Genomic DNA, 24,614 nt, shown 5'->3' on the forward strand with positions numbered 1-24,614 from the left:
AGGGGGTATGGCTATGAAACTGGAAGAAAAATACGAAAATTTAAAGAAGTACATAGAGAAACTTGGAAGTGCTGTCATAGCTTTTTCCGGAGGGGTTGATAGCACTTTTCTTGCAAAAGTCTGTTATGATGTGCTTAAGGATAGATGTGTAGCTGTTACTGCTACATCTTCTACATATCCGCAAAGGGAATTTAAAGAAGCGCAAGAGTTGGCCAAACAAATTGGTATAAGGCACAGAATCATAAGGTCTGAGGAGTTAGAGATTGAAGGTTTTTCAAAAAATCCTATAGATAGATGCTATTACTGTAAAAGCGAGTTATTTTCAAAGTTAAAGAATGTTGCAGAAGAAGAAGGCATTGAGTATGTTTTGGATGGTACAAATTACGATGATACCGGGGACTTCAGGCCTGGCAGACGTGCAGCAAGGGAATTAGGCGTAAAGAGTCCTCTTTTAGAGTGTGGATTTACCAAGAATGACATAAGAGAGATGTCTAAAATTTTAGGGCTTCCAACATGGAATAAACCTGCGTATGCATGCCTTTCTTCTCGTTTTCCATATGGGCAGGAAATAACAGATCAGAAATTGTCTATGGTGGATAAAGCAGAAGAATATCTTTTGAAATTAGGCTTTGTTGGTTTTAGAGTAAGACATCATGGTGATATTGCCAGAATAGAGCTTGACCAAAAACAGATCAACATGATGTTGGATGAGTCTGTGAGAAAAAATGTAGTTTTAAAATTGAAAGAGATAGGGTTTAAATACGTGTCATTGGATCTTGAAGGATATAGGACAGGTAGCATGAATGAAGCCGTGGTGGAGTTGATAAATGATGTACGATAGTATTATAAAAGATGTACTTGAGAAATATAATAATGGTTTAATTAAATTGGAAGAAGCTGTTGAGGTATTAAAAAAACTTCCTTACGAAGATTTAGGATTTGCAAAAATAGATTACAATAGAGAAGTAAGGCGTGGATACCCTGAAGTTATATACTGCGAAGGAAAGACTCCTGAACAAGTGAGAGAAATAGCATTAAGAATGTATGAAAAAGGCAGCAATGTATTAGGTACAAGAGCATCTTTAGATCATTTTGAAGCAGTAAAAGAAGTATGCGATAAAGTTGTTTATTACGATGAAGCAAGGATAATATCAATTAGAACAGATGAAATAAAAAAAACGAAAGGTGTAATAGGAGTTGTTGCAGCAGGTACATCTGATCTTCCTGTAGCTGAAGAAGCGGCTGTAACTGCTGAACTTATGGGTAATTCCGTAAAACGTATATATGATGTAGGTGTGGCTGGAATACACAGATTGATAAGCAAAATTGATGAACTAAGGAGCTTTAGAGTCATAATATGTATTGCAGGTATGGAAGGTGCTTTGCCTACAGTTGTAGGTGGACTTGTTGCATGTCCAATCATTGCAGTGCCAACAAGTGTTGGATATGGTGCTAATTTTCATGGGCTTTCGGCGCTTCTTGCTATGCTTAACTCATGTTCCAGTGGTGTCAGTGTAGTCAACATTGACAATGGGTTTGGCGCAGCGTATTCTGCAAGTCTAATAAATAAGATAGGAGAGTAGCTATTATGAAGCTTTTGTACTTTGATTGTTTTGCGGGAATTTCAGGCGATATGACAATTTCCTCTCTTTTAGGACATGGCATAGTAGATGTAGATAAATTTAAAGAGGAGCTTAATAAGATTCCCTTAAGCGGATACAGTTTAAAATTTGGAACAACGCAGAAGAATGGGATAACTGCAAATACTTTTGAAGTCGACTTTGATGAAGGACATCACCATCACAGGACTATGAAGGACATTGAGGACATAATAAATGGAAGTTTGCTAAATGATAATGTAAAAGAAATGAGCCTTAAGATATTTCGCAATCTGGCAGATGCTGAAGGTAAAGTGCATGGACTGCCGTCTCATGAAGTTCACTTTCATGAAGTAGGAGCAGTTGATTCTATCATTGATATAGTTGGAACATCTGTGCTTGTAGACATGATAAGACCTGATAAAATCATCTTTTCAAAGCTGCCTTTAGGTTCTGGGTTTGTGAAAAGCCAGCATGGCTTAATACCTATTCCAGCTCCAGCTACAGCAGAATTATTAAAAGGCATACCTGTCTATGATAATGGAGTGTGTGGTGAGCTTGTGACGCCTACAGGTGCTGCAATAGCTAAAACATTGGCTCATGAGTTTGGAACGATGCCGGAATGTGAATTTGAATCTATAGGATACGGTGCAGGGCATAAAGACCTTGAGGTGCCAAACGTATTAAGGACAATTGTAGGTACTGTAGAACTAAAAAAAAAGTAGAAAACATTTATATCCTTGAGACAAATATTGATGACATGAGTCCGGAGTATTATCAGTACATATTTGATAGGCTTCTAAAAAACGGAGCGTTGGATGTCTACATTACTCCCATATTTATGAAAAAACAGAGACCTGCTAATATGCTTTCTGTGCTTTGCAAGGAAGAAAATTTAGAGAACGTAAGAAAAGTAATTTTTGAAGAGACATCTACATTCGGCTTAAGGCAGTATAAAGTTGATAGATATGCTCTTGATAGAGATTTTAAAGTCATTAGGACTCCGTTTGGAGATGTAAGAGTCAAAATGGGTTATCTGAATGGCAAATTTATAAAATCTCACATAGAGTCAGATGACGTGAAAAGAATTGCTGAAAAAACAGGACTTTCTGTGCAAGCTGTTTTAAATGTTTTGCGTGAATATGATGGCACATAAAAACTGAAAGTGCTATCTTTCAGCTTTTATGTGTTTTTTTAATATTGGCATCAATTTTAAAGCTAAGTATGAAGACAGTAAAACTTTTATGAAATCACCAGGCATGTAAGGCAGTGCACCTAATAGAACTGCTTTTTTTAAATTTAATTGTGCTACAATGGTTAATTGCAGAACTCCCAAAACATAGACTATCACTATGCCACCGATTATATTAGAAATAATCAGCCTTAAAAAGCTTATCTTTTTAGATTTTAATAGCATAGACGTGACAAATGATGCAATTGGCATAGCCAATAAGTATCCGCCTGTAGGTCCAAACAGTATTCCTATACCGCCGTGAAATCCTGCAAAGACAGGTATTCCTATTGCACCAAGTGCAAGATAAATAATCATGCTTAAAAAAGCTGTTATTGGTTCTAAAAGACTTCCAGACAACATTAATGCCAGTGTTTGACCTGTTATTGGCACGGGCGAAAAAGGAAGTGGTATGCTTATGAAGCTTAGCACTATAGTGATTGATGCAAACATAGATGCTAATGTCACCTTTTTTAAATGGTTGTTCAAAAGAATCACCTCCAACGTAATTTATTTGTATTATATAAAATACAACAGATATTTGTCAACTAATATTCTTAATATAGTTGACAAATTAAGTGATATTGACAATTTGTAAGTTAATGTATATATTAATATTAATAAAATATTTTGTTATGATAGTGAGGAGTAAATGTACCAGATAAAAGAGATGGAATCCCAAGGCTGAAAGGTTTCCTTGTTGTTGAGTACATTGAAGGTAGCACTGGAGCAAGTAAGCTGAAACTTAAGTAGGCTTAAACGGGTATGCCCGATACAGCTTAAGTTATAAAATAAGGTGGTACCGCGGAAAGCCTTCGCCCTTTTGGGAAAGGTTTTTTTATTTTATTCAAAACATAAAATTGAAAGGAGATAAAGATGGAAATTTCTAAGACGTACAATCCTAAGGAATTTGAGGATAGAATATACAAAGAATGGATGGAAAAAGGTTATTTTACGCCAAAGATTGATTTAAACAAGAAGCCATTTACTATTGTAATACCACCTCCAAACATAACAGGGCAATTGCACATGGGTCATGCTTTAGACAATACGATGCAGGACATAATAATCAGGTGGAAAAGAATGCAGGGCTTTGTGACTTTATGGATACCAGGTTCAGACCATGCCAGCATAGCTACAGAAGTTAAAGTTCTCGACCAAATCAGAGAAGAAACAGGGCTTACCAAAAGAGATATAGGGAGAGAAAAATTTTTAGAGAGAGCATGGCAATGGAAGGAAAAGTATGAAAACAGGATTTTAGATCAGCTTAAAAAATTAGGATCTTCATGCGATTGGACGAGAAAGAGGTTCACAATGGATGAAGCGCTGTCGAAAGCCGTAAGAGAAGTCTTTGTTTCCCTTTACGAGAAAGGTCTTATTTATCGTGGTGACAGAATAATAAACTGGTGCCCCAGTTGTAAAACTGCATTGTCAGATGCTGAAGTAGAGCACGAAGATGAATCAGGACATCTTTGGTACATAAAGTATCCTGTAAAAGGTGAAGAAGGATACATAACAATAGCTACTACAAGGCCTGAGACAATGTTAGGAGATGTAGCAGTAGCAGTCAATCCAAATGATGAAAGATATAAACAGCTTATAGGCAAAGTTCTTATATTGCCAATTGTCGGGAGGGAAATTCCGGTCGTAGGGGATGATTACGTAGATCCTACGTTTGGAACAGGAGCTGTAAAGGTTACTCCTGCACATGATCCAAATGATTTTGAAATAGGAATAAGACATGGGCTTGATTTCATAAACATAATGAATGAAGACGCATCGATAAATGAAAATGGTGGAGAATACTATGGATTAGATAGATATGAAGCGCGAAAGAAGATAGTCGAAAAGCTAAAAGATATGGGACTTTTGGTAAAGGTAGAAGATCTAAATCATAGTGTAGGCCATTGTTATAGATGCCATACAACTGTTGAACCGTTTTTATCGAAGCAGTGGTTTGTCAAGATGGAGCCTCTTGCAAAGCCAGCACTTGAAGCTGTAAGGACAGGTAAAATAGAATTCATACCTGAAAGATTTGAAAAGATATATTTTAATTGGCTAGAAAACATCAAAGATTGGTGTATATCTAGGCAGCTATGGTGGGGTCACAGAATACCAGCATGGTATTGTGATGATTGTGGCCACGTTAATGTCTCTAAAAACGATCCTATATGCTGTGAAAAATGTGGCAGTGAGAATATTCATCAAGATGAAGATGTGCTTGATACGTGGTTTAGTTCAGCATTATGGCCTTTCTCAACTATGGGTTGGCCTGATGATACTGAAGACTTAAAATACTTCTTCCCAACCGATGTGCTGGTAACAGGCTATGACATAATATTCTTCTGGGTAGCCAGGATGATTTTCATGAGCTTGGAATTCATGAAAGAGGTGCCTTTCAGACGAGTCTTGATACACGGACTTGTAAGGGATTCGCAAGGCAGGAAAATGAGTAAATCTTTAGGAAATGGTATTGATCCTCTGGAAATAATAGAAAAGTACGGTGCCGATACACTGAGATTTACGCTTATAACTGGCAATGCCCCAGGAAATGATATGAGATTTAGCGATGATAAAGTGGAAGCCAGTAGAAATTTTGCCAACAAGCTTTGGAATGCATCAAGGTATGTGATGCTTAACCTTACAAGTGACGATACGACGCTTTACCTGGAAAATCTCAACATTGCTGACAAATGGATTTTAACAAGGCTGAATGATGTAGTAAAAGAAGTAACAGAAAACTTGGAGAAATACGAATTAGGAATAGCTGCTGGAAAATTGTATGATTTTCTTTGGAGTGAGTTCTGCGATTGGTATATAGAGCTTAGCAAACCTGTCCTTTATGGCGATGATTTTGAAGCAAAGAAGATAACGAAGTCTGTCTTAAGATATGTGCTTGATAATACATTGAGATTGTTGCATCCTTTTATGCCGTTTATAACAGAGGAGATATTTAAAAATATACCACATGAAGGCGATACGATTATGCTTAGCAAATGGCCTGAATACAGAGAAGACTTGATTTTTGAAAAAGAAGCAAAAGATACTATACTAATAATGGATGCAATAAAGACAATAAGAAATCTAAGGGCAGAGGCTTCTGTAGCACCGTCAAAAAAGGCGAGGGTTATAATCAATACAGACAAAGAGGATGTTATAAAAATATTTAAAGATGGAGAGAATTATATTACTAAACTTGCTGGTGCCAGCGAAGTGATGTATATTAAAGATAAAGATATGTTGCCTCAGAAAGCCATGTCAGGGTCAATTGAAGGTGCATTAGTCGTAATGCCTCTTGAAGATTTAATCGATATAAAAGACGAGATAGAAAGGCTTAGATCTGAAAGAGAGAGAGTTTTAAGCGAGATAAAGAGAGCTGAAGGTATGCTTAAAAATGAAAAGTTTATAGGTAAGGCACCAAAGCATGTTGTAGACGCTGAAAAAGAAAAGTACGAAAAATACAGTGAAATGCTTAAAAATCTTGATGAGCGTATTGAGTATTTGCTAAAATGATTTTGATGCCTCTGAAGGAGGTAATATGGTGTTTACACTATTCAAAAGGATAGAAAAAAATCCGACTTTAACAATACGAGAAGCAAATATCAAAGATGCCAAAGGAATAGTGAAACTAATCGAGAGTGTTGGAAAAGAGAAGATATACATGGTTTCAGAAGAGCCAGGATGGACAGAAGAAGAGGAAAGACAAATGATAAAGCGGCTTGATCGTGGAAAAGACCTGATTTTGGTTGCTGATTACGGTGGACAGATAGTTGGTTGCCTTACGCTTTTTAGATATTATGGCGGCAGATCTTCTAAAGTTCAACACGTAGGTGAGATTGGCATAAGCGTAGATGCTAAATACAGGAATATAGGCATTGGTTCGAAGCTATTTGAATACGCTATTGATTGGGCTAAAAAAAGAAGCTATTCAAAGCTGTGTTTAAGTGTATTTAGCTCTAATGCCAATGCCATTCATCTATATCAAAAATACGGATTTGAAGAAGAGGGACGAAGAAAGAAACAATTTAAAATCGGAAATGAATACGTAGATGAAATAATGATGGGATTATTTTTATAAAACATCCCCAGACAATTGATGTCTTGTCTGGGGTTTTGAATTTCGGAGGATGATAATGTGAATTACAGCGATGCAATAAAATACATTCACAACACTAATAAATTTGGCATAAAATTAGGGCTTGATAACATAAGGCGTCTTCTTGAATATATGGGAAATCCTCAAAAAAAACTTAAATTTATTCATGTAGCAGGTACAAATGGAAAGGGTTCTACATGTGCCTTTATAAATAGTATCTTAATCAATGCTGGATATAAAGTAGGACTTTACACCTCTCCGTATTTGGAAGAATTTGAAGAAAGAATGAGGATAAACAACAAAAATATTCCAAAGGATAAATTGGCAGATTACGTTGAATACATAAAAGATGTTGTTGACAAAATGATAGATGATGGGTATCATCATCCGACAGAATTTGAATTGATTACTGCAATTGCATTTAAGTATTTTCGCGATGAAAATGTCGATTTTGTGGTGCTGGAAGTAGGATTAGGTGGACGCTTTGATGCGACTAATGTCATTGACAATTCTTTGGTTTCTGTGATTTCGACAATAGATTATGACCATATGGACAAATTAGGAGATACTTTAGAAAAGATAGCCTATGAGAAAGCTGGAATAATAAAAGAAAATGGAATTATAGTAAGTTTTTACCAAAAAGATGAAGCGTTGCAAGTGATTGAAAGAGTGGCAAACCTTAAAAAAGCATCTTTGGATATTTTAGATATCAATGATGTCGAAATAATAGAGTCCAACAGCGAATATCAGATTTTTAATTACAGAGATTATAAAAATCTTAAGATATGTATAATTGGCAAACACCAGATTTACAATGCTTCATTGGCTTTAATGGCTGTAGAAAAACTTAGATCTCAAGGTATAACTATAAGCGAAGAGGCTATAAGAGTAGGGCTTGCCGATGCAAAATGGCCTGGCAGAATCGAAGTATTAAGCAGATGCCCATTTATCGTGATAGACGGTGCCCACAATCCTCAAGGCATGTCGGTATTAAAAGAAGCTTTAAATCTGTTTTCCTATGAAAGATTGGTGCTTGTCATTGGCATGTTGAAGGACAAAGACACAGACAAAATGCTTAAGTTAATAGTACCCAAGGCAGACATTGTAATAACGACAAAACCTGTAAGCGACAGAGCTTATACGGCAGAAGAATTAGCTGAAAAAATTAAAGGTGTGAATCCATTACATTTTGAAGATATAGATGATGCTATTAACGAAGCATTGAGAAAAGCAAATAAAAAAGATTTGATACTTTTTTGCGGTTCACTTTATATGATAGGTCATGTCAGAACATATTTAAAAAAGGTAATAAAATAATAAAGACTATAATATAATATAAAAAACTACAGTCTCTAGAAGGTGGTTGTATGGAATATAACAGTGCAGATCTTCTACAGGAGATAGACAATGCACTAAAGAGGCTTAAAGAGAGTGAATTATACCTTGAAAGGGTCGAGAAAGACAACTACCTTAAAACAAAGCTTGCACAATTAAAATATGATTTTGCAAGGGAAGAATACTTAAGACTTTTGAGAATTGCCAGAGACGAACATATAAAGTACGATATAAAGGACTTATATAAAAAGATCATAGATATTTGATAAGATGAGAATTCGAATTCTTAAATTGTACTTGATATAATAATTTGTTTATGATAAAATTGTAGATGCGTCGGGGCATGGCGCAGAGGTAGCGCGCGCGGTTCGGGACCGTGAGGTCGCAGGTTCAAATCCTGTTGCCCCGACCATTTTTGTGACATTAATGCCTTCTGTGCATATTATAAATTAGCATATGCATGGGGGGATGAACATTGAAAATATTTGTTGCCAACAAAGGTGATGACACTATAAGCTATATAAGCGACAATCATACCAAGGCATTTCTTAAGTTGATTAATGATGGCTTTACTTATAAGAGTGATAAATTCCACATACCGCAAAAAGGACCCCATAGATTGCTTATTGATAGCAGAAGAAAAGAACTTTATTCTCTAAATGTGTTTGATGATTCGATGAGTATTATTGGTATTAATGACTTTCGATTGCATGATACTGTATATATTGGATCTTCTCCCAACGATGGTATGATTTTAAATAATCGTATATATGTTTTAAATGGTGATGCAGATTGCCTAAGCGTATTTGACATAATGGCAGGTAAGATAGTAGAGCAGGTTAATGTGGGATTTCAGCCACAGTCTATAATATACAGTGAAAAGCATAATAAAATTTTTGTATCAAATACGAATTCTGATTCAATTTCATTGATAGATCCAATTGATCTACATGTAGAAAAAACATTGTCTGTTAAGTCAAAGCCATTTGGAATGTGCTTATCAGACGATGAAAAATTTTTATTCGTGGCGAACTCGTATTTGGAGACGGGGCTTGATGGTTCAATATCCGTATATGACATAATTAATGATACATTTGTCGATGACATTAAATGTGGAAAGCTGCCAATATCCGTTGCGTTTTCAAAGAAATATATATTTGTTGTAAATTCATGCTCTAATACTTTGATGAAAATTGATTTGCATACAAAAAAACGTACAGAACTTTTTTGTGGTTATATGCCGGTTTATGTAAGGGTGTTTAAAAATCATGCATTAATAACAGTTTCTGGTGAAAATAAGTTGATTTTAGTAGATATAGAAAATCTCAAAATTGAAAGAAAGATAGAAGTTGGAAAAGAGCCCGATGGTCTCATTTTTGAGGCGTAAGGGCTTTTACAATATAATTATATACGTCATTTGATTTTTGTTTCCAGTTATCACATACGATCTTTGCTTGTTGTGCATTTACTAAATTTAGATTTATCTCTATAAGGACAATGTCGTTTTCTACAACTTGTAAATTTGCGATGTATTCTCTCTCAGACTTCTTATAATATGTGGCTACATACTGTGATTCTTGTCTGAATTTTTCCTTATTTATAACTATGTATTCATCTATTTTTTTTCTCGTTTTTTCCTGAATGTGCTTAAAGAATAACTTTAATGCATTTAAACCAAACTCAGTTAATACGTATTTATTTTCCTTAAGATCTACAAAATTGCTTTCTTCTAATTCGTTTAGGTATTGCTGAAGATAGAAATAATTCATAAGGTTGTTATCAGAAATTATTCTGTTTATCTGTTCACCTGTAATAGGCATATCTATTCTATTTAAAATGTACAAAATTATCAATTTGTTTTCTGCTAATTCTTGAATCTCATAACTCAACTTTCACACCTCTCACAACATGTTGTATGATATTTATATTCTACCACAAAATATATATTAAAAAAAGAGAGTATTTTAAATACTCTCCAAAGTATCATTTGTTCATGTATTCTGCTTCACTGCCTGCTGCGCCATTTCCAATTTTTGTTGTCTTTTCGCCGCTTATGCTAATACCATTTGACATGGCGGATTCAGCGTAGTGTACCATTCTTTTTAGCATATGTCCTCCGACAGCACCGCAATCGCGAGACGTAAGTGTGCCCCAATAATCTTCAGATCCTTGTTTTACGGGCAAACCTAATTCTTTTGCTACTTCATATTTTAAATTATCCAGTGCTTGATGTGCTTCAGGCACTACTTTTGGTTTATCATTCCAACTTCCTCTTGCCATGTTTTTACCTCCTCAAAATTATTCCCATATCTAATTTTGCGTAAAAATATATGATTTATTCTTTTTTTACTTAACAACAATATGTTAAAATTATTTTGGAATAAAACTAAAAAGGTGATGTGAATGGACAAACAAATGATTATTTTAGAAAAAATTAAAGAATGGAGTGCATCGGATGTTGGATTCTCTTATCTTGGTGATGTGCTTCCTGAAAGTTTGCAAGATTTAAAATATGGTATAACTGTTTTAATAAAATTGTCGGATAGGATAATTAATGAAATTGATGATAAACCAACGTATACTTATTTTCATCACTACCGTTCTGTGAATACATTGATAGACCAAATTACATTGAAAACTATGCTTTTGCTAGAAGAATGGGGCTACAATGCATTAGCTGTACCTGCATCTCAGTCCATAAAAGAACTTGGAGAGTACAGAGGGTTATTTCAGCATAAAACTGCTGCAACAATGGCTGGATTAGGATGGATCGGGAAAAATGGGCTCTTGGTCACTGAAAAATATGGCCCAAGAGTAAGGTTAGGCACAGTATTGACTGATTTTAATTTAAATCCAGGTATTCCTGTTACTGAAAGCAGATGCGGTGATTGCAATTTATGCGTAACAAGTTGTCCAGCAATGGCACTGCACGGCAGATTGTGGAAAGTTGGAATGGATAGAAAGGAAATTGTTGATGCACATGCATGCAGTGAGTACATGAACAAAAATTTTAAACATATAGGACGAGGGTCTGTTTGCGGAATATGTATCAGGGTATGCCCATATGGTATCAAAATTTAATAATTTTTTTATAAAATCCTTTTAAATGTCTGCTAAAATTAATTTAGAAAGATAAAAAGGGGAGTCACGACTATGTGGCGATTATCGTATAGATTGGCAGTGTCATTTGTAATCTTAATATTTTTCTTAACTGGTTGTGGCATAAACAAAAATCAAGAAAATAGTATTAACGATACTACGTATAAAATCAATAGAAATGCTGAATTTAGCTATAATCTAAACAATGCGCCTAAATTTGGTCTTCAGGCGATTCACTTTATAAATGGGAAAGATGGATGGGCTGGTGGACAAGGGATTATTTTGTCTACAAATGATGGAGGTAAAAACTGGACAGTTGAACATACGGGTTCTTTTAATATAATAGGATTTGATTTTGTCAATTCTATTTATGGTTGGGCCATATCATCTGATAGATCTATTTTGAAGACGACAGATGGGGGTAAGACGTGGATTGAATTGCCTAAAATGAATGTGAATATTGAAAACATAAAGTTTGTAACGGTGAATAGAGGCTATGGTATACACGAAGGTAAACTTTATATCACTGACGACGGAGGACAGACGTGGGAAAGCATGAACACAAAAATAAAAATTGATTCTTATGATTTTGTTGATCAATACCATGGATTTGCGTCATACAATAATAGTATATATTATACAAGAGATGGTGGGATTTCTTGGAATTTTGTTTACAATCCATATTTGCAAGGACAATGGGCCGTAGAGATCTCTGCATTAGATGTAAACAATATATGGGCTATTTATAGGGGCAAATCCACATCGGCAGAGGAACAGCCATATCTTATTTTAAAAACTGCAGATGGTGGGAAGAATTGGACTGCTTTGGCTGAAGAAAAAAATTTTAGTAGTTTTTACGGTAGTCATAAAACAAATAATTTTTTAGGTTCATATTTAAGCTCTATAGATATTGTTGATAAAGAAACTGCTTTTACCATTGGGCTAAATCCGAAAAATGATAGTGATAAGATTTTGATATCGAGAACTACTGATGGGGGAAATACGTGGAGCAGTTATCCTGTTCCGCAATTTGATTTAGAAAGCATAATTGAAGGTCCTATTCCGATGACATTTGTAGATACTTACAATGGCTGGATTGCGTCAACGAAAAATGGCAACGGGCTAATATTAAGCACACTTGATGGGGGGCAAACGTGGCAGCAACAGTATCCTATAAGAAAGGACAATAATCAAAAAAATATTGAATATGTAAATCCAATTATTATAGATGCTTTGAAAGATATCGAAGGTAATGCAATAATTAAGATTTATGCTCCTACAGTTGTTCCTTTGCCAGAAGATAAAAAAAATATGTATATAACTGCTGTGCCTGAAATGGGAAAGTTTAACGACAGCTACAATGTTGATTTAATTATATCTGATAAACTATTAGATTTAAAAAATATAAAAATAGATCCGACCAATATTGATGCTAACGATATTTTGGGGGATTTTGGAGGCTTTCTTTTTGCCTCAGATATCGATGCGGAAAATTATGTAAATGCGATTCAGCAGAATAATGGTTTTATAGTCGATGAACAGAGTCAAAAACTTAATTATAAAGATTTTATATGGGGACAGGTTTATTATGGGAAGGGTAAGTACAGTGTGCAATGGAGAGAGGGCAGATGGACTGTTGAAGTTAATTCACCTGACAAGCCTCAGATCGATTTGGCAAAACAGATGGTAAAATACTTACAAAATTACAATTTGCCTGTTCCGCTAAACAAAGGCTTGATTGTTGTAAATGTATCTAAAAATAAAACTACAACTAATATTTACTGGACAAAGGAATCAAGTGTATACTATATAAATTACAATTTTAAACCTGTTGATGCATTACAGATGGCAGTATCGATGAGAGAGAATTGAAAAAACAAGTATTCCAATTGTTGAAAGGTAAATAAATGCTTTTGACAATTGGAATTTTATTAAAAAAATTTTAGAAATGTTCACTTGACATGTAAAAAGAAATGGTATACAATAAAATTAAACCAAAACGTTTTGGAAAAGGTGGATATGTAATGGCAGTTACTATAAAAGATATTGCAAAATACGCGGGTGTTTCTGTAACTACGGTTTCCAGAGCTTTAAACGGATATCCGGATGTAAGCGAAGAAACAAGAGAAAAAATCAAGAAAATAGCTGAGGAATTAAACTATTCTCCTAATTCTATTGCAAGAGGATTAGTGACCAATAAGACTCACACGGTAGGTCTGGTTGTTTCAGAACTTATTAAACCGGGTGCCTACCATCCGTTTTTTCTGGAGATATTGGCAGGTATAAAGGCAGGTTTAAGAAAAGATAAATACGACCTTATATTGTATACGGTTGATCCAGCTTCACAAGATGTGACGCCTTATGAAAAATTATGCAATGACAGGAAAGTTGATGGCGCAATTGTGGAGGGTTTAAAATTAAGCGATCCGTATATAGAAGAGATAAAAAACACAGATATTCCAACTGTGCTGATAGATATTCCTATATTAAATGATAAAGTAGGCTATGTAAGTTCAGATAATGTGCAAGCTGCTTTTGAGGCAACAAGCTATTTAATAAAATTGGGGCATAAGAATATCGGCTTTATAAACGGACATAATGATGCTGCAGTGAGTTTTGAAAGATTGGAAGGATATAAAAAAGCACTTTATAAAAACAATATTCCTTATAAAGACGAATATGTTGTTTTTGATGATTTTACTCAAGATGGAGGATATAATTGTTTCAGAAAGATGATTTTTGAAAATCCTGAAATTACAGCGGTTTTTCACGCTTCGGATTTGATGGCTATAGGTTCATTAAAAGCTGCACAGGATCTTGGCATGCAGGTTCCGGAGGATATATCTATAGTTGGTTTTGATGACATTGAACTAGCATCATTAATAACTCCAGGTTTGACAACTGTACGACAGGAAAATTATAAAATAGGTTATATGGCAGCTAGACATCTTATATCAATAATTAAAGGCGAAAAACCGAGACATATCTTAGTACCCCATAGGCTTGTTATTAGACAATCTGCAAAAAAAATATAATTTTTTTTGCAATATTTCCAAAACGTTTCGGATGCATTTATTTGGCAGGAGGTATACATGTGGCTAAATATACATTTATTGACGATATAAATAAATTGTTAAGCGATGATAAATGGCTTATTTTGCAGGACAGATATGACAAAAAATTAAATCAAAGGTATGAAACAAATTTTACTCTTGCAAATGGATATATGGGAGTAAGAGGAAGTTTTGAAGAAGGCGCTGATGATGAGTGCCCAGGTAACTTTATTGCTGGAATTTTTGATAAGTCAGAAGCTCAAGTAAGGGAATTGGTCAATGTACAAAATTGGGTTGGCATAAAGATATACATTAATGGCAAAAATTTGAATCTTGATAAATGTGAAATTTTAGATTTTATCAGAATTTTAGATATGAAGCATGGAATCTTGTTTAGAGGCATTACAATAAAAGATGATTCCGGAATGATTACCCGTATAGAAGGGTACAGATTTTTAAGCAAACATAACGTTCATCGTGCTGCTATAAAGCTATTTATAACACCTGTGAATTATAGTGGTACCATTGCTGTAGAAAGCATAATCGATGGATCTGTGTTAAATTCGAAAGAAGATCCAGCACATAAAACAAAACATTTACGTGTTGTTGAAAATACTGAATTTGTCAATGGTGGTTGTTATCTTGAAACAGCCACAAGAGATGATGATGCAAGAATTGGAACAGGCTTCTATGTAAAAATTTATCGCAGCGATGATGGAGATAATATAGTGAAGCATAAAAGATTTGCTCCGTTAGGTGAAATATGTTCAGAATACTATGAATTTGAAGCAATTGAAAAGAAAACTGTTGAAGTAGACAAATTTGTTTCAACTTACACATCGAGGGATATATCTAAAGAAAAGATTAAAAGTGAAGTTGAGAAAGATGTTTACAATTTTGCCTCAGAGGGTATAGATAAAGAACTTTTAAAGCACATTGAAATATATGAAAAACTTTGGAAGGTTGCGGATATTAAGATAGATTGTGATGATGAGGCAGATAAAGCTTTGAGGTTTAATGTATTTCATTTGATGAGCTCCGTTAGCGAAAGTGATTCTAGGGTAAGCATTGCAGCAAAAGCTCTCCATGGCGAAGGATACAAAGGACATGTTTTTTGGGATACAGAAATATTTATGCTTCCATTTTTTATATATGTGTATCCAAATGCTGCTAAAACACTTCTTATGTATAGATACAATCTTTTAGATGCGGCAAGACAAAATGCCATACGAAATGGATATAAAGGCGCTCAATACCCATGGGAATCTGCTGACACAGGGAATGAGGAGACACCAAAATGGGGTGTTGATTATAAAGGTAATCCCGTGAGGATATGGACTGGAGATATAGAGTACCATATAACTGCTGATATTGCTTTCGCTGTTTTTGAGTACTACAGAGCTACAGATGACATAGATTTTATGCTTAAATGCGGCATCGAAATGATATTAGAAACTGCCAGATTTTGGGCATCAAGATGCGAATACAACGATTCGTTAGATAGGTATGAAATAAATGATGTGATTGGCCCTGATGAATTTCACGAACACGTAAATAATAATTCATATACTAATTTTCTGGCGCGGTGGAACATTCAAAAAGCAATTGAATTTATTGAGATTTTGAAAAAAGACTATCCATCAACATACGAAGTGTTGTCGTCTAAGATTTGTCTGACAGAAGATGAACTAAAAAGTTGGAAAAATATTATTACTAAGATTTATATACCGTTTGATAAAGAAAGAAAGATCTTAGAGCAATTTGAAGGTTATTTCAAAAGAAAAGATTACGTAATAGATAAGTTTGATGAAAATAATATGCCGTTATGGCCTGATGGTGTAGATGTTACAAAATTAAATGATACGCAACTTGTAAAACAGGCTGATGTAGTGATGCTCATGTTACTATTAGGTGAAGAATTTGACTATGAGACGAAAAAGATAAACTATGAATACTATCAAAAGAGGACGATGCATAAATCTTCGTTAGGCCCCAGCATGTATTCTATTATGGGGTTGAAAGTTGGCGATTATAAAAATGCATATTATTCATTTTTAAGAAGTGCCAATGTTGACCTTGTAGATAATCAAGGCAACACGAAAGAGGGTCTCCATGCTGCTTCTGCTGGAGGTACATGGCAGGTTGCTGTATTTGGATTTGGCGGTTTGTACATTGACAAAGAAGGCGTTTTGAATATCAATCCATGGTTGCCGGAAAAATGGAATAAATTATCATATCAAGTCTATTGGAAAGGCAATCTGCTTCAAATCAATATTTATAAAGATAATGTTGACGTAAAACTTCTCGAAGGCAACGGAAGAAAGATAAAAGTAAAAATAAGAGGGAAAGATGTTGAAGTTAATTAGATTTATCATAGGCATAAACAGAAATTGCTGTTTTGCCTATAAAGATAAATAATAGAATAAGGGGGGATTCAGGATTACTTTAAATTGGTGAATATTTAGTTTGCTTAAAATCATAATTTATCAAGAGAGGAGAAAATAAAATGGGTAAAAAATTTATAAGCATTTTTGTCGTTACAATACTTTTGATAGCCACATTGCTTTCCGGATGCTCAACAAAGCAAAACACTACTTCCAATAACAACAATAATAAAACTAGTTCTGTTCAAAAACAAGACACTGCAAAACCTGTAACTTTAAAACTTGGCATGTGGTCTTCTTCACCTGCTGAAACGAAAATTGTAAATGATCAGTTGGCTGCGTTTAAGCAAAAATATCCCAATATTAATGTACAAATTGAAACAATAGTAGGCGATTACATGCAAAAATTACAAACAGAAATTGCTGCAAATGTAGCACCGGACATTTTCTATCTTGATAGCATGCCTGCACCACAGCTTATGTCATCAGGTGTTTTAGAACCATTAGATGATTATATTAAGAAATACAATGTGGATGTAAATGATTTCGAACCATCGTTGCTTTCGGCATTTCAGTGGGAAGGAAAAACATACGGTCTTCCAAAGGATTATAACACATTAGCGCTATTCTATAATAAAGACATGTTTAATGCTGCAGGTATTAGTGAGCCTCCAAAGACATGGGATGAATTAAAAGAAGATGCTCAAAAATTGACAAAGAATGGGGTAAAAGGCTTGGTTTTGTCGTCAGATCTTGCAAGGTTCGAAGCTTTTATGATTCAAAATGGTGGCTCAGTATATAAAGATGGAAAGGTAACTTTAAATCTCCCAGAGAACGCTCAGGCACTTGACTTTTACACAGGGCTTATTACTAAAGATAAAGTAGCGGATACGCCACAAAATTTAGGTGGAGGATGGAATGGCGATGTATTTGCTGCTAAGAAAGCTGCAATGGCGATAGAAGGAGGATGGATGATACCATTCTTAAAAGACAAAGATCCAAACCTCAATTATGGAATAGCAGAACTTCCGGAAGGCAAACAAAAAGCAACATTAGCTTTTACTGTTGCTTATGTAATGAATAAAAACAGCAAGAATAAAGATGAAGCATTTAAATTATTAGAGTTTTTAACGGGAAAAGAAGGGCAACAATTTGTTGTTGATTCAGGTCTTGCCCTTCCATCAAGGAAGTCTATGGAAGAAGGATTTAGGGCAAAATATCCAGATAGAGTGGCATTTATCGATGGTGCAGCTTATTCTTACCCATGGCAGTTTGGCCTTCTTGGAACAAAAGTATCTGATGCAGCAAATAAAGCTTCAGATTCGCTTATAATGAAGCAGACAAATAATGCTCAAGAAGCACTTGATAATGCACAGAAGCAACTTGGACAATGATGCTATGCAGCACCTTTAAGGTGCTGCATAAAGATTTTGCTGTTTGGTGTTGCTATTAATGGATTGAAAGGAAGAGTCTCATTATGAAAGCTCATTCAATTTCAAAGAAAAAATATATAAATGAAACTATTTCGGGATACGCTTTTATGATGCCTTTTGTCATTTCTATTTCTGTATTTATTATTGGACCATTAATTTATGCATTTATAATAAGCTTTAAAGATTTTTCATACTTAAATCCTTCATCAAGCCACTGGGTAGGGTTTAAAAATTATATAGAATTGTTAAATGATCAAACATTTAAAAGAGCATTGCTTAACACAACGATATATTCATTGTTTGTGGTACCTACGCAATTATTTATAGCATTAATCCTTGCATTAGTCGTTGATTCAGACATTAAAGGGAAAACTTTTTTTAGGGTTGCGTACTATATACCTACTGTAACATCGACAGTTGCGGTGTCAGTCATTTTTTTGTATTTATTTAAAGCAGATGGCTTAGTCAACACAATTTTGTCAAAAGTCGGTATACATGGTCAAGCATGGTTTAACAATGTCAACTTTGCTTTGCCGTCAATCATGATGATGGCTATTTGGTCGTCGGTTGGAAATTATATGGTAATATTCTTGGCAGGACTTCAGGACATCCCCATGGAATTGTATGAGGCAGCAGAAGTGGATGGTGCAAATAAATTTCAAAGATTTATAAAAATTACTTTTCCATTGTTGAGACACGTTGTGTTCTTTAACCTTGTAGTCTCATTGATAGGTACTTTTCAAATCTTTGATCAGGCGTACGTTGTGTCAGGAGGAAGCGGAGGGCCACTTGACGCGACGATGACGGTGGTTCTTGACATATATAAAACAGGATTTAAAGATTTTAACATGGGATATGCATCAGCTATGGCTTTTGTATTATTTCTAATTATTTTGCTTTTGACATTATTGCAAAGATTATTATTTAGAGATGAAATGTATTAGGAGGTAATATATCATGTCTAAAATATTCAGATTTTTTCTTTATTCGGTAGCCATAGTCTATGCTGCAATAACGCTAGGACCATTTATTTGGTCTATAATAACTTCGCTTAAACCTACAAGTGAAATAGATAGTTTAAGAGTCAATTTAAAGAATTTAACGTTTGGCAATTATAACATGATTGTAAGTCAGTTTCCATTTCTGAGGTGGTTCTTTAATAGTTTGATTGTTGCTATCGCAGTTACATTTGGAAATTTATTGTTTAATTCAATGGCTGGATACGCTCTTGCCAGAATTAATTTTGCAGGACGTAATTTCCTATTCATTATTGTGTTGGCGCTTATGATGGTGCCTGGACAGGTTGTAATGGTGCCGACGTATATTTTATTAAGCAAATTAGGATGGGTGAATACTTATTGGGGGCTTACAATACCGTTTTTAACCAGTAGTTTTGGCATATTTTTAATGAGGCAGTTCTTTTTATCTATTCCGAAAGAGATGGAAGAAGCTGCAACGATAGACGGGTTGTCCAGATTTAGGATTTTTCTACAAATAGTTTTGCCATTGTCAAAGCCTGCTCTTACAACACAGTTTATATTCATGTTTACAGGCAATTGGAATAGCTTTTTGTGGCCCAGCCTTTTGACGTCCAGCGATAATATGTACACACTGCCGGTTGGATTAAATTCATTTTACGGACAGTATTATCAATTTTGGAATCAAGTTATGGCAGGCGCTATACTTTTGACGTTGCCGATGATACTTATATTTCTTGTATTCCAAAAACAATTTGTCAAAGGGATTTCTACAACAGGTCTTAAATGATTTGTGTTGCTGTTTTAAAATTAATGTGGTATAATTGTAAGCGGTTACTATTTTAACACATTATGACTTAAGTTAATTGCGAAGGGAATGTGTGGTCTGTATGGCAAATATAGATGATGTAGCAAAACTGGCAAATGTTTCAACAGCGACTGTTTCAAGGGTTTTTAATAATAGCCCGTATGTAAGTGAAAAGGCAAGGGAAAGTGTATTAAAAGCAGCAAAAGAGCTTGGCTATGAGCCAAGCATATTGGCTCGTAGTTTGGCAATGAAGAAGACAAACACTATAGGATTAATAGTTCCTGACATATCTAACCCGTATTATAGTGAAGTTGTTCGCGGAATAGAAGATGTATGCAATATTTATAAGTACAATATCATTCTTTGCAACGCCGATAACTCGCGAGACAAAGAAATACAGTACATCGACATGTTGAAAAGCAGATGGGTGGATGGCATAATATTCCACAGTGATTATTTTTCAGATGAAATATATGAGATTTTCAAAGATAGAAAAATACCATTAGTACTGGCTGGAAGAGCCACAAGTTATGATGTGCCGTATGTAGTAATAGACAATAAGAAAGCTGCTTATGATGCTACAAAGTACTTAATATCGCAAGGTCATGAAAAAATAGGTGTTATTCATGGTGACTTGAATGGCATGAAGGAAACTGTTGATAGTGTTGATAGGTTTTACGGATTTCTCGATGCTATGAAAGAAGCTGGTCTTAAAGTATATGATGAATTAATAAAAGAAAGCAATTTTAAGGCAAAAGGCGGTTATATAGCTGCAAAAGAAATGCTAAATGGCAATGTTAAACCAGATGCTATCTTTGCTTTCAGTGATGTAATGGCTATGGGGGCTATTAATGCTGTTTTTGACGCTGGTTTAAAATGTCCAGAAGATGTTTCTATAATAGGATTTGATAATCTCGATTTAGCAGAGGTAACGAGGCCAGCTTTAACTACTGTTGCGCAGCCCATGTACGATATTGGTGCTGTTGCAGCTCGCATGCTGATAAAGATAATCGATAATAAAAAGATATCTGAGAAGAGAGTTATTTTAAAGCACAGATTGATTATTCGCCAGTCATGCATTAAAAGAGATGCACAAAAAAATTAAAAAAATAATTGAAAAGCTATTGATTATTTTTTAAAAAGGTGTTACAATATAGCTGTAAGCGGTTACAGACTGTATTTATTGACAGTCTATTTTGGATTGGATGATATAAAAAACTGTAGCTTTTATTTGTCGAGAAACTGTAAGCGGTTACAGTTATACTTTATTAAGCTTAAATTTGGCAAGTAATCAAGCAAATAGATAAGATCATTAAATGCATTTTTTGAAAGGATATTTGGAGTGTCAATCCTTGCTGAATTTAAGTTGAATTTTTGGTTTATGTACGGTAAGTGAAAGGTACTTATCTAGGAAAAACTAAAAGGGGGTGCTAGACAAAAAACTTCAATTGCAATTTTTTAATCATCATAAAATAAAAAAATAGGAGGAGCGTTTGTATGAAAAAAATATTGAGTTTATTAATTTCGACGATCTTAATAATTGCTTTAGTGACAGGATGTTCATCAAGCAATAACGGAAATAATAGCAAAACAAGTCAAAATGGAACACCTTCTAGTCAAAATAGCAAAATAACCATAACGGTGATGCAAAGCAAAACCGAAATACAGTCTGATCTTCAAACTATAATTGATGATTATAATAAATCACAAGATAAAGTAGAAGTAAAACTTTTAGGTACTTCAGGAGATAATTTTGCTACTGTATTACAATCGCAGTTTTCTGCGTCACCAGAAAAAGCACCTACGATATTTACTATTGCTGGACCAGATACTCCTAAATTTCAACCGTATATGGCTGAAATAAAAGATTCAAAAGCTGCTGAAATGCTGGCAGATGGAGTAAAAGATGATGTTACTGTTGATGGTAAGTTATATGGTCTTCCTTCAGCGGTTGAAGGATATGGTTTGATTTACAATAAAAATTTATTTAAAGAAGCAAACATAGATCCTGCATCAATAACAAGCATCGATGCATTAGTAAATGCGTGTGAAAAATTGTCAAAATTAAATGGTGTTGTAAAACCTATTGCTTTTGCAAAAGAGACGTACTTCTCATTTATACATCCTTTTAACTGGGCTTTTGCAGTTGATCCAAATTACAAGACAGATATAGAGAAACTTGACAAAGGACAAATAACTATGAAAGACATACCGAGTGTAGTACAATGGATAAAAGATATGGATAAAATAAAACCATATACGAATAAGGCGCTTGATTCATACGATGATCAAGTGGCAGGATTTGCAAGCGGTAAATATGCTATGATACACCAAGGAGATTGGGTACAATCAGTTTTGGATCAAGATAAACCAAATTTTGAATATGGAATTATTCCATTCCCGACAGGTGGAAATACAAAATTAGCTGTTGGTACTGCTACTGCATGGCGTGTAAATAAATATGCAACACCAGAACAACAAAAAGCTGCAATTGAATTTTTGGATTGGTTGATTACAAGCGATAAAGGACAAGAATATTCTGCAGATACTTTGAAGTTTATTCCAGCATATAAAGGAGTAAAGGCTCCAAAGGCTCCACTGGCAGCGGAAGTTGCTCAGTATGTTGACAAAGGCCAAATTATTCCATGGGTGTACAACAATTATTTCCCTAACGGAATAGATGTTGATGGTTCTAATGTCATTCAAAAGTATTATGCTGGACTTATAAAAAATGACGATCAATTCTTATCAGAATTGACAAATGTTTGGGTTCAAGATGCTGGCAAGTAATTAGCTTATAGGACATACTTCTTTTGCACATGGTCAAGAAGTATGTCCTAATTTAAATCAATGTGTATACGATAGGAGTGAAAATATGAAAAAAAATAGCAATACAGTGACGTTTTGGCTATTTTTAATACCATCACTATTTATCTTTATAAATGTAGTAATAATTCCTTTCATATTAGGCATAATTTATTCTTTTACAGATTGGGATGGGTTTACATTTTTTGGTTCAAAATTTGTGGCATTTAGCAACTATTTAAAGGTGTTTAAAGATCAGAATTTTTTAAGCGCATTTTTATTGACTTTTAAATATGCGATTATTATGGTGATAGTTTCAAATATAATTGGTTTCTCTTTAGCGCTTCTTGTGACCAGAAAAATGAAGACTAGAAATATTTTAAGATCGATTTTCTTTATGCCCAATTTAATAGGTGGCTTGATATTAGGATTTATATGGCAATTCATATTTACAAAACTATTTGTTCAGTTGGGAACTGTGTTACACGCCTCAAATATATTCTTTAATTGGATAAATGATCCTAATATGGCTTTTTGGAGCATTGTAATTGTATCAGCATGGCAAATGTCAGGATACGTAATGATCATATATATTGCCGGGTTGGAAAGCATTAATCCAGACATAATCGAAGCATCTCTTATCGATGGTGCAGGACCTGTGAGAAGGCTATTTAACATTATACTACCACTTACTGTTCCTTCTTTTACCATAAGCCTTTTTATAACTTTGTCAAATTCATTTAAGCAATATGACACAAATTTATCTCTTACAAATGGAGGACCTTATGGTACGACAGAATTATTGACGATGAATATTGTGCAGACAGCGTATAAGCACAATCAATATGCCATAGCTCAATCAAAAGCTGTTGTATTTTTTGTCGTAATCATGGCTATTACACTCGTACAGGTGTATTTAACAAAGAAAAGAGAGGTTGAGATGTAATGGAAAAAACCAAAAAGAATATGACTATTTTAGAAATATTCGGTTGGGTATTGACACTATTTGTTATATTTCCTGTTTATATTATGATTATTAATTCTTTTAAAGATAGAAAAGAAATATTTACAAGTGAATTAAGTCTACCTAAGGCTTTAAATTTCACATATTATGTTCAAGCAATACAAAAGATGGACTTTTTGACTGCTTTAGGTAATTCTCTGTTTATTACAGTTACGAGTGTTGTGTTTATAATTGTATTGTCGTCAATGGCGGCATGGGTTCTTGAAAGAAATAAAACGACTATTTCCAATATTATATTTTATACATTGGTTGCGACAATGTTGATACCATTTCAATCTGTCATGATACCATTAGTGCAGTATTTAAGTAAATGGCAGATTCCGGGGACGAATTTTTCGCTGATTGATACGAGATATGGGCTTATTTTTATGAATATAGGCTTTGGCATAGGTATGTCTACATTTTTGTTTCATGGATTCATTAAAAATGTTCCGCTTGAAATGGAGGAAGCTGCAACAATTGATGGATGCAATAAATTTCAATTGTTTTGGAGAATAGTTTTTCCCAATCTTGAGCCTATTATTGTTACTGTAGCTATATTAAATGTTATATCACTTTGGAACGATTATTTGCTTCCGTCATTGGTTTTACGCAGTCCTAACCTTAGGACTATTCCGCTGTCGACGTTTTTCTTTTTTGGAGAGTTTACCATAGAGTGGAATTTGGCATTAGCAGGTTTAGTGCTGACGATAATACCGGTAATTATATTTTATCTGTTCTCACAGAAATACATTATTAAAGGTGTAATGGCTGGAGCAATAAAATAAGTTG

At 34.4% G+C, this 24,614-nt stretch carries 23 protein-coding genes and 1 tRNA gene; 21 read left to right on the top strand and 3 right to left on the bottom strand.

The features are described from left to right. Window positions 1-13 precede the first annotated feature (13 nt). Genes larE through larC2 form a run of 4 tightly spaced genes read left to right on the top strand, consistent with a single transcriptional unit; the run spans window position 14 to window position 2,754 of the window. Complete coding sequence (larE, locus tag HNR52_RS05550) at window positions 14-841, top strand: ATP-dependent sacrificial sulfur transferase LarE (protein ID WP_013788451.1); 828 nt, start codon at window positions 14-16, stop codon at window positions 839-841. Beyond that, entirely contained in the window at window positions 828-1,583 is a 756-nt protein-coding gene (gene larB / locus HNR52_RS05555; RefSeq protein WP_013788450.1) for a nickel pincer cofactor biosynthesis protein LarB, read from the top strand. The genes larE and larB overlap by 14 nt, the downstream gene beginning before the upstream one ends. A gap of 5 nt (window positions 1,584-1,588) precedes the next feature. Further along, a complete protein-coding gene (larC, locus tag HNR52_RS05560) occupies window positions 1,589-2,323 on the top strand; it encodes a nickel pincer cofactor biosynthesis protein LarC (RefSeq protein ID WP_041592109.1) in 735 nt (244 codons plus the stop codon). 35 nt (window positions 2,324-2,358) lie between these two features. Continuing rightward, complete coding sequence (larC2, locus tag HNR52_RS05565; RefSeq protein ID WP_041592108.1) at window positions 2,359-2,754, top strand: nickel pincer cofactor biosynthesis protein LarC2; 396 nt, start codon at window positions 2,359-2,361, stop codon at window positions 2,752-2,754. A gap of 12 nt (window positions 2,755-2,766) precedes the next feature. Here larC2 and HNR52_RS05570 read toward each other — a convergent pair whose 3' ends face one another. After that, window positions 2,767-3,318, bottom strand: coding sequence for a biotin transporter BioY (locus tag HNR52_RS05570; RefSeq protein WP_435619932.1), 552 nt, complete (start codon window positions 3,316-3,318; stop codon window positions 2,767-2,769). A 387-nt stretch (window positions 3,319-3,705) separates the two neighbouring features. Here HNR52_RS05570 and HNR52_RS05575 point away from each other — a divergent pair, with 387 nt between their 5' ends. The 6 genes from HNR52_RS05575 (at window position 3,706) to HNR52_RS05600 (ending at window position 9,647) form a co-directional block, all read left to right on the top strand. Beyond that, window positions 3,706-6,342, top strand: coding sequence for a valine--tRNA ligase (locus tag HNR52_RS05575; RefSeq protein ID WP_435619933.1), 2,637 nt, complete (start codon window positions 3,706-3,708; stop codon window positions 6,340-6,342). A 28-nt stretch (window positions 6,343-6,370) separates the two neighbouring features. Further along, window positions 6,371-6,907, top strand: coding sequence for a GNAT family N-acetyltransferase (locus HNR52_RS05580; RefSeq protein ID WP_041592106.1), 537 nt, complete (start codon window positions 6,371-6,373; stop codon window positions 6,905-6,907). Window positions 6,908-6,964: 57 nt separating this feature from the next. Further along, entirely contained in the window at window positions 6,965-8,242 is a 1,278-nt protein-coding gene (locus tag HNR52_RS05585; protein WP_435619934.1) for a bifunctional folylpolyglutamate synthase/dihydrofolate synthase, read from the top strand. Between the two features lie 50 nt (window positions 8,243-8,292). Continuing rightward, window positions 8,293-8,526, top strand: coding sequence for a hypothetical protein (locus tag HNR52_RS05590; RefSeq protein ID WP_013788445.1), 234 nt, complete (start codon window positions 8,293-8,295; stop codon window positions 8,524-8,526). A 71-nt stretch (window positions 8,527-8,597) separates the two neighbouring features. Next, window positions 8,598-8,672, top strand: a tRNA-Pro gene (locus HNR52_RS05595). A 63-nt stretch (window positions 8,673-8,735) separates the two neighbouring features. Next, the gene (locus HNR52_RS05600; protein WP_013788443.1) at window positions 8,736-9,647 is read left to right on the top strand and encodes a YncE family protein; all 912 of its coding nucleotides are present in this window, start codon (window positions 8,736-8,738) and stop codon (window positions 9,645-9,647) included. Here HNR52_RS05600 and HNR52_RS05605 read toward each other — a convergent pair. Next, window positions 9,631-10,149: a DUF4364 family protein gene (locus tag HNR52_RS05605; protein ID WP_013788442.1), complete on the bottom strand. Its 519-nt coding sequence runs from the start codon at window positions 10,147-10,149 to the stop codon at window positions 9,631-9,633. The two genes, HNR52_RS05600 and HNR52_RS05605, sit on opposite strands and share 17 nt — an antisense overlap. Before the next feature lie 94 nt (window positions 10,150-10,243). After that, window positions 10,244-10,540, bottom strand: a complete 297-nt coding sequence (locus HNR52_RS05610; RefSeq protein ID WP_435619935.1) for an alpha/beta-type small acid-soluble spore protein — start codon at window positions 10,538-10,540, stop codon at window positions 10,244-10,246. 123 nt (window positions 10,541-10,663) lie between these two features. On the opposite strand from HNR52_RS05610, the gene HNR52_RS05615 reads away from it, so the two are divergent. The 11 genes from HNR52_RS05615 (at window position 10,664) to HNR52_RS05665 (ending at window position 24,610) form a co-directional block, all read left to right on the top strand. Further along, entirely contained in the window at window positions 10,664-11,341 is a 678-nt protein-coding gene (locus HNR52_RS05615) for a 4Fe-4S double cluster binding domain-containing protein (protein ID WP_435619936.1), read from the top strand. Between the two features lie 72 nt (window positions 11,342-11,413). Then, entirely contained in the window at window positions 11,414-13,231 is a 1,818-nt protein-coding gene (locus tag HNR52_RS05620; protein WP_435619937.1) for a WD40/YVTN/BNR-like repeat-containing protein, read from the top strand. A 152-nt stretch (window positions 13,232-13,383) separates the two neighbouring features. Continuing rightward, on the top strand, window positions 13,384-14,394 hold the full coding sequence (locus tag HNR52_RS05625) for a LacI family DNA-binding transcriptional regulator (protein WP_435619938.1): 1,011 nt from the start codon (window positions 13,384-13,386) through the stop codon (window positions 14,392-14,394). A gap of 59 nt (window positions 14,395-14,453) precedes the next feature. Then, a complete protein-coding gene (locus HNR52_RS05630; protein WP_435619939.1) occupies window positions 14,454-16,778 on the top strand; it encodes a kojibiose phosphorylase in 2,325 nt (774 codons plus the stop codon). A 140-nt stretch (window positions 16,779-16,918) separates the two neighbouring features. Beyond that, window positions 16,919-18,190, top strand: coding sequence for an ABC transporter substrate-binding protein (locus tag HNR52_RS05635; protein WP_435619940.1), 1,272 nt, complete (start codon window positions 16,919-16,921; stop codon window positions 18,188-18,190). An 83-nt stretch (window positions 18,191-18,273) separates the two neighbouring features. Beyond that, complete coding sequence (locus HNR52_RS05640) at window positions 18,274-19,173, top strand: carbohydrate ABC transporter permease (RefSeq protein WP_435619941.1); 900 nt, start codon at window positions 18,274-18,276, stop codon at window positions 19,171-19,173. A gap of 13 nt (window positions 19,174-19,186) precedes the next feature. Continuing rightward, a complete protein-coding gene (locus HNR52_RS05645; protein ID WP_013788433.1) occupies window positions 19,187-19,996 on the top strand; it encodes a carbohydrate ABC transporter permease in 810 nt (269 codons plus the stop codon). Window positions 19,997-20,096: 100 nt separating this feature from the next. Beyond that, on the top strand, window positions 20,097-21,119 hold the full coding sequence (locus HNR52_RS05650; protein ID WP_435619942.1) for a LacI family DNA-binding transcriptional regulator: 1,023 nt from the start codon (window positions 20,097-20,099) through the stop codon (window positions 21,117-21,119). 392 nt (window positions 21,120-21,511) lie between these two features. Further along, a complete protein-coding gene (locus tag HNR52_RS05655) occupies window positions 21,512-22,804 on the top strand; it encodes an ABC transporter substrate-binding protein (RefSeq protein WP_013788431.1) in 1,293 nt (430 codons plus the stop codon). Between the two features lie 85 nt (window positions 22,805-22,889). After that, entirely contained in the window at window positions 22,890-23,765 is an 876-nt protein-coding gene (locus tag HNR52_RS05660; protein WP_435619943.1) for a carbohydrate ABC transporter permease, read from the top strand. Then, the gene (locus tag HNR52_RS05665; protein ID WP_435619944.1) at window positions 23,765-24,610 is read left to right on the top strand and encodes a carbohydrate ABC transporter permease; all 846 of its coding nucleotides are present in this window, start codon (window positions 23,765-23,767) and stop codon (window positions 24,608-24,610) included. The genes HNR52_RS05660 and HNR52_RS05665 overlap by 1 nt, the downstream gene beginning before the upstream one ends. The last annotated feature ends 4 nt before the right edge of the window (window positions 24,611-24,614 follow it).

It is taken from the genome of Thermoanaerobacterium thermosulfurigenes (assembly GCF_051201035.1).
GTDB lineage: Bacteria > Bacillota > Thermoanaerobacteria > Thermoanaerobacterales > Thermoanaerobacteraceae > Thermoanaerobacterium > Thermoanaerobacterium thermosulfurigenes.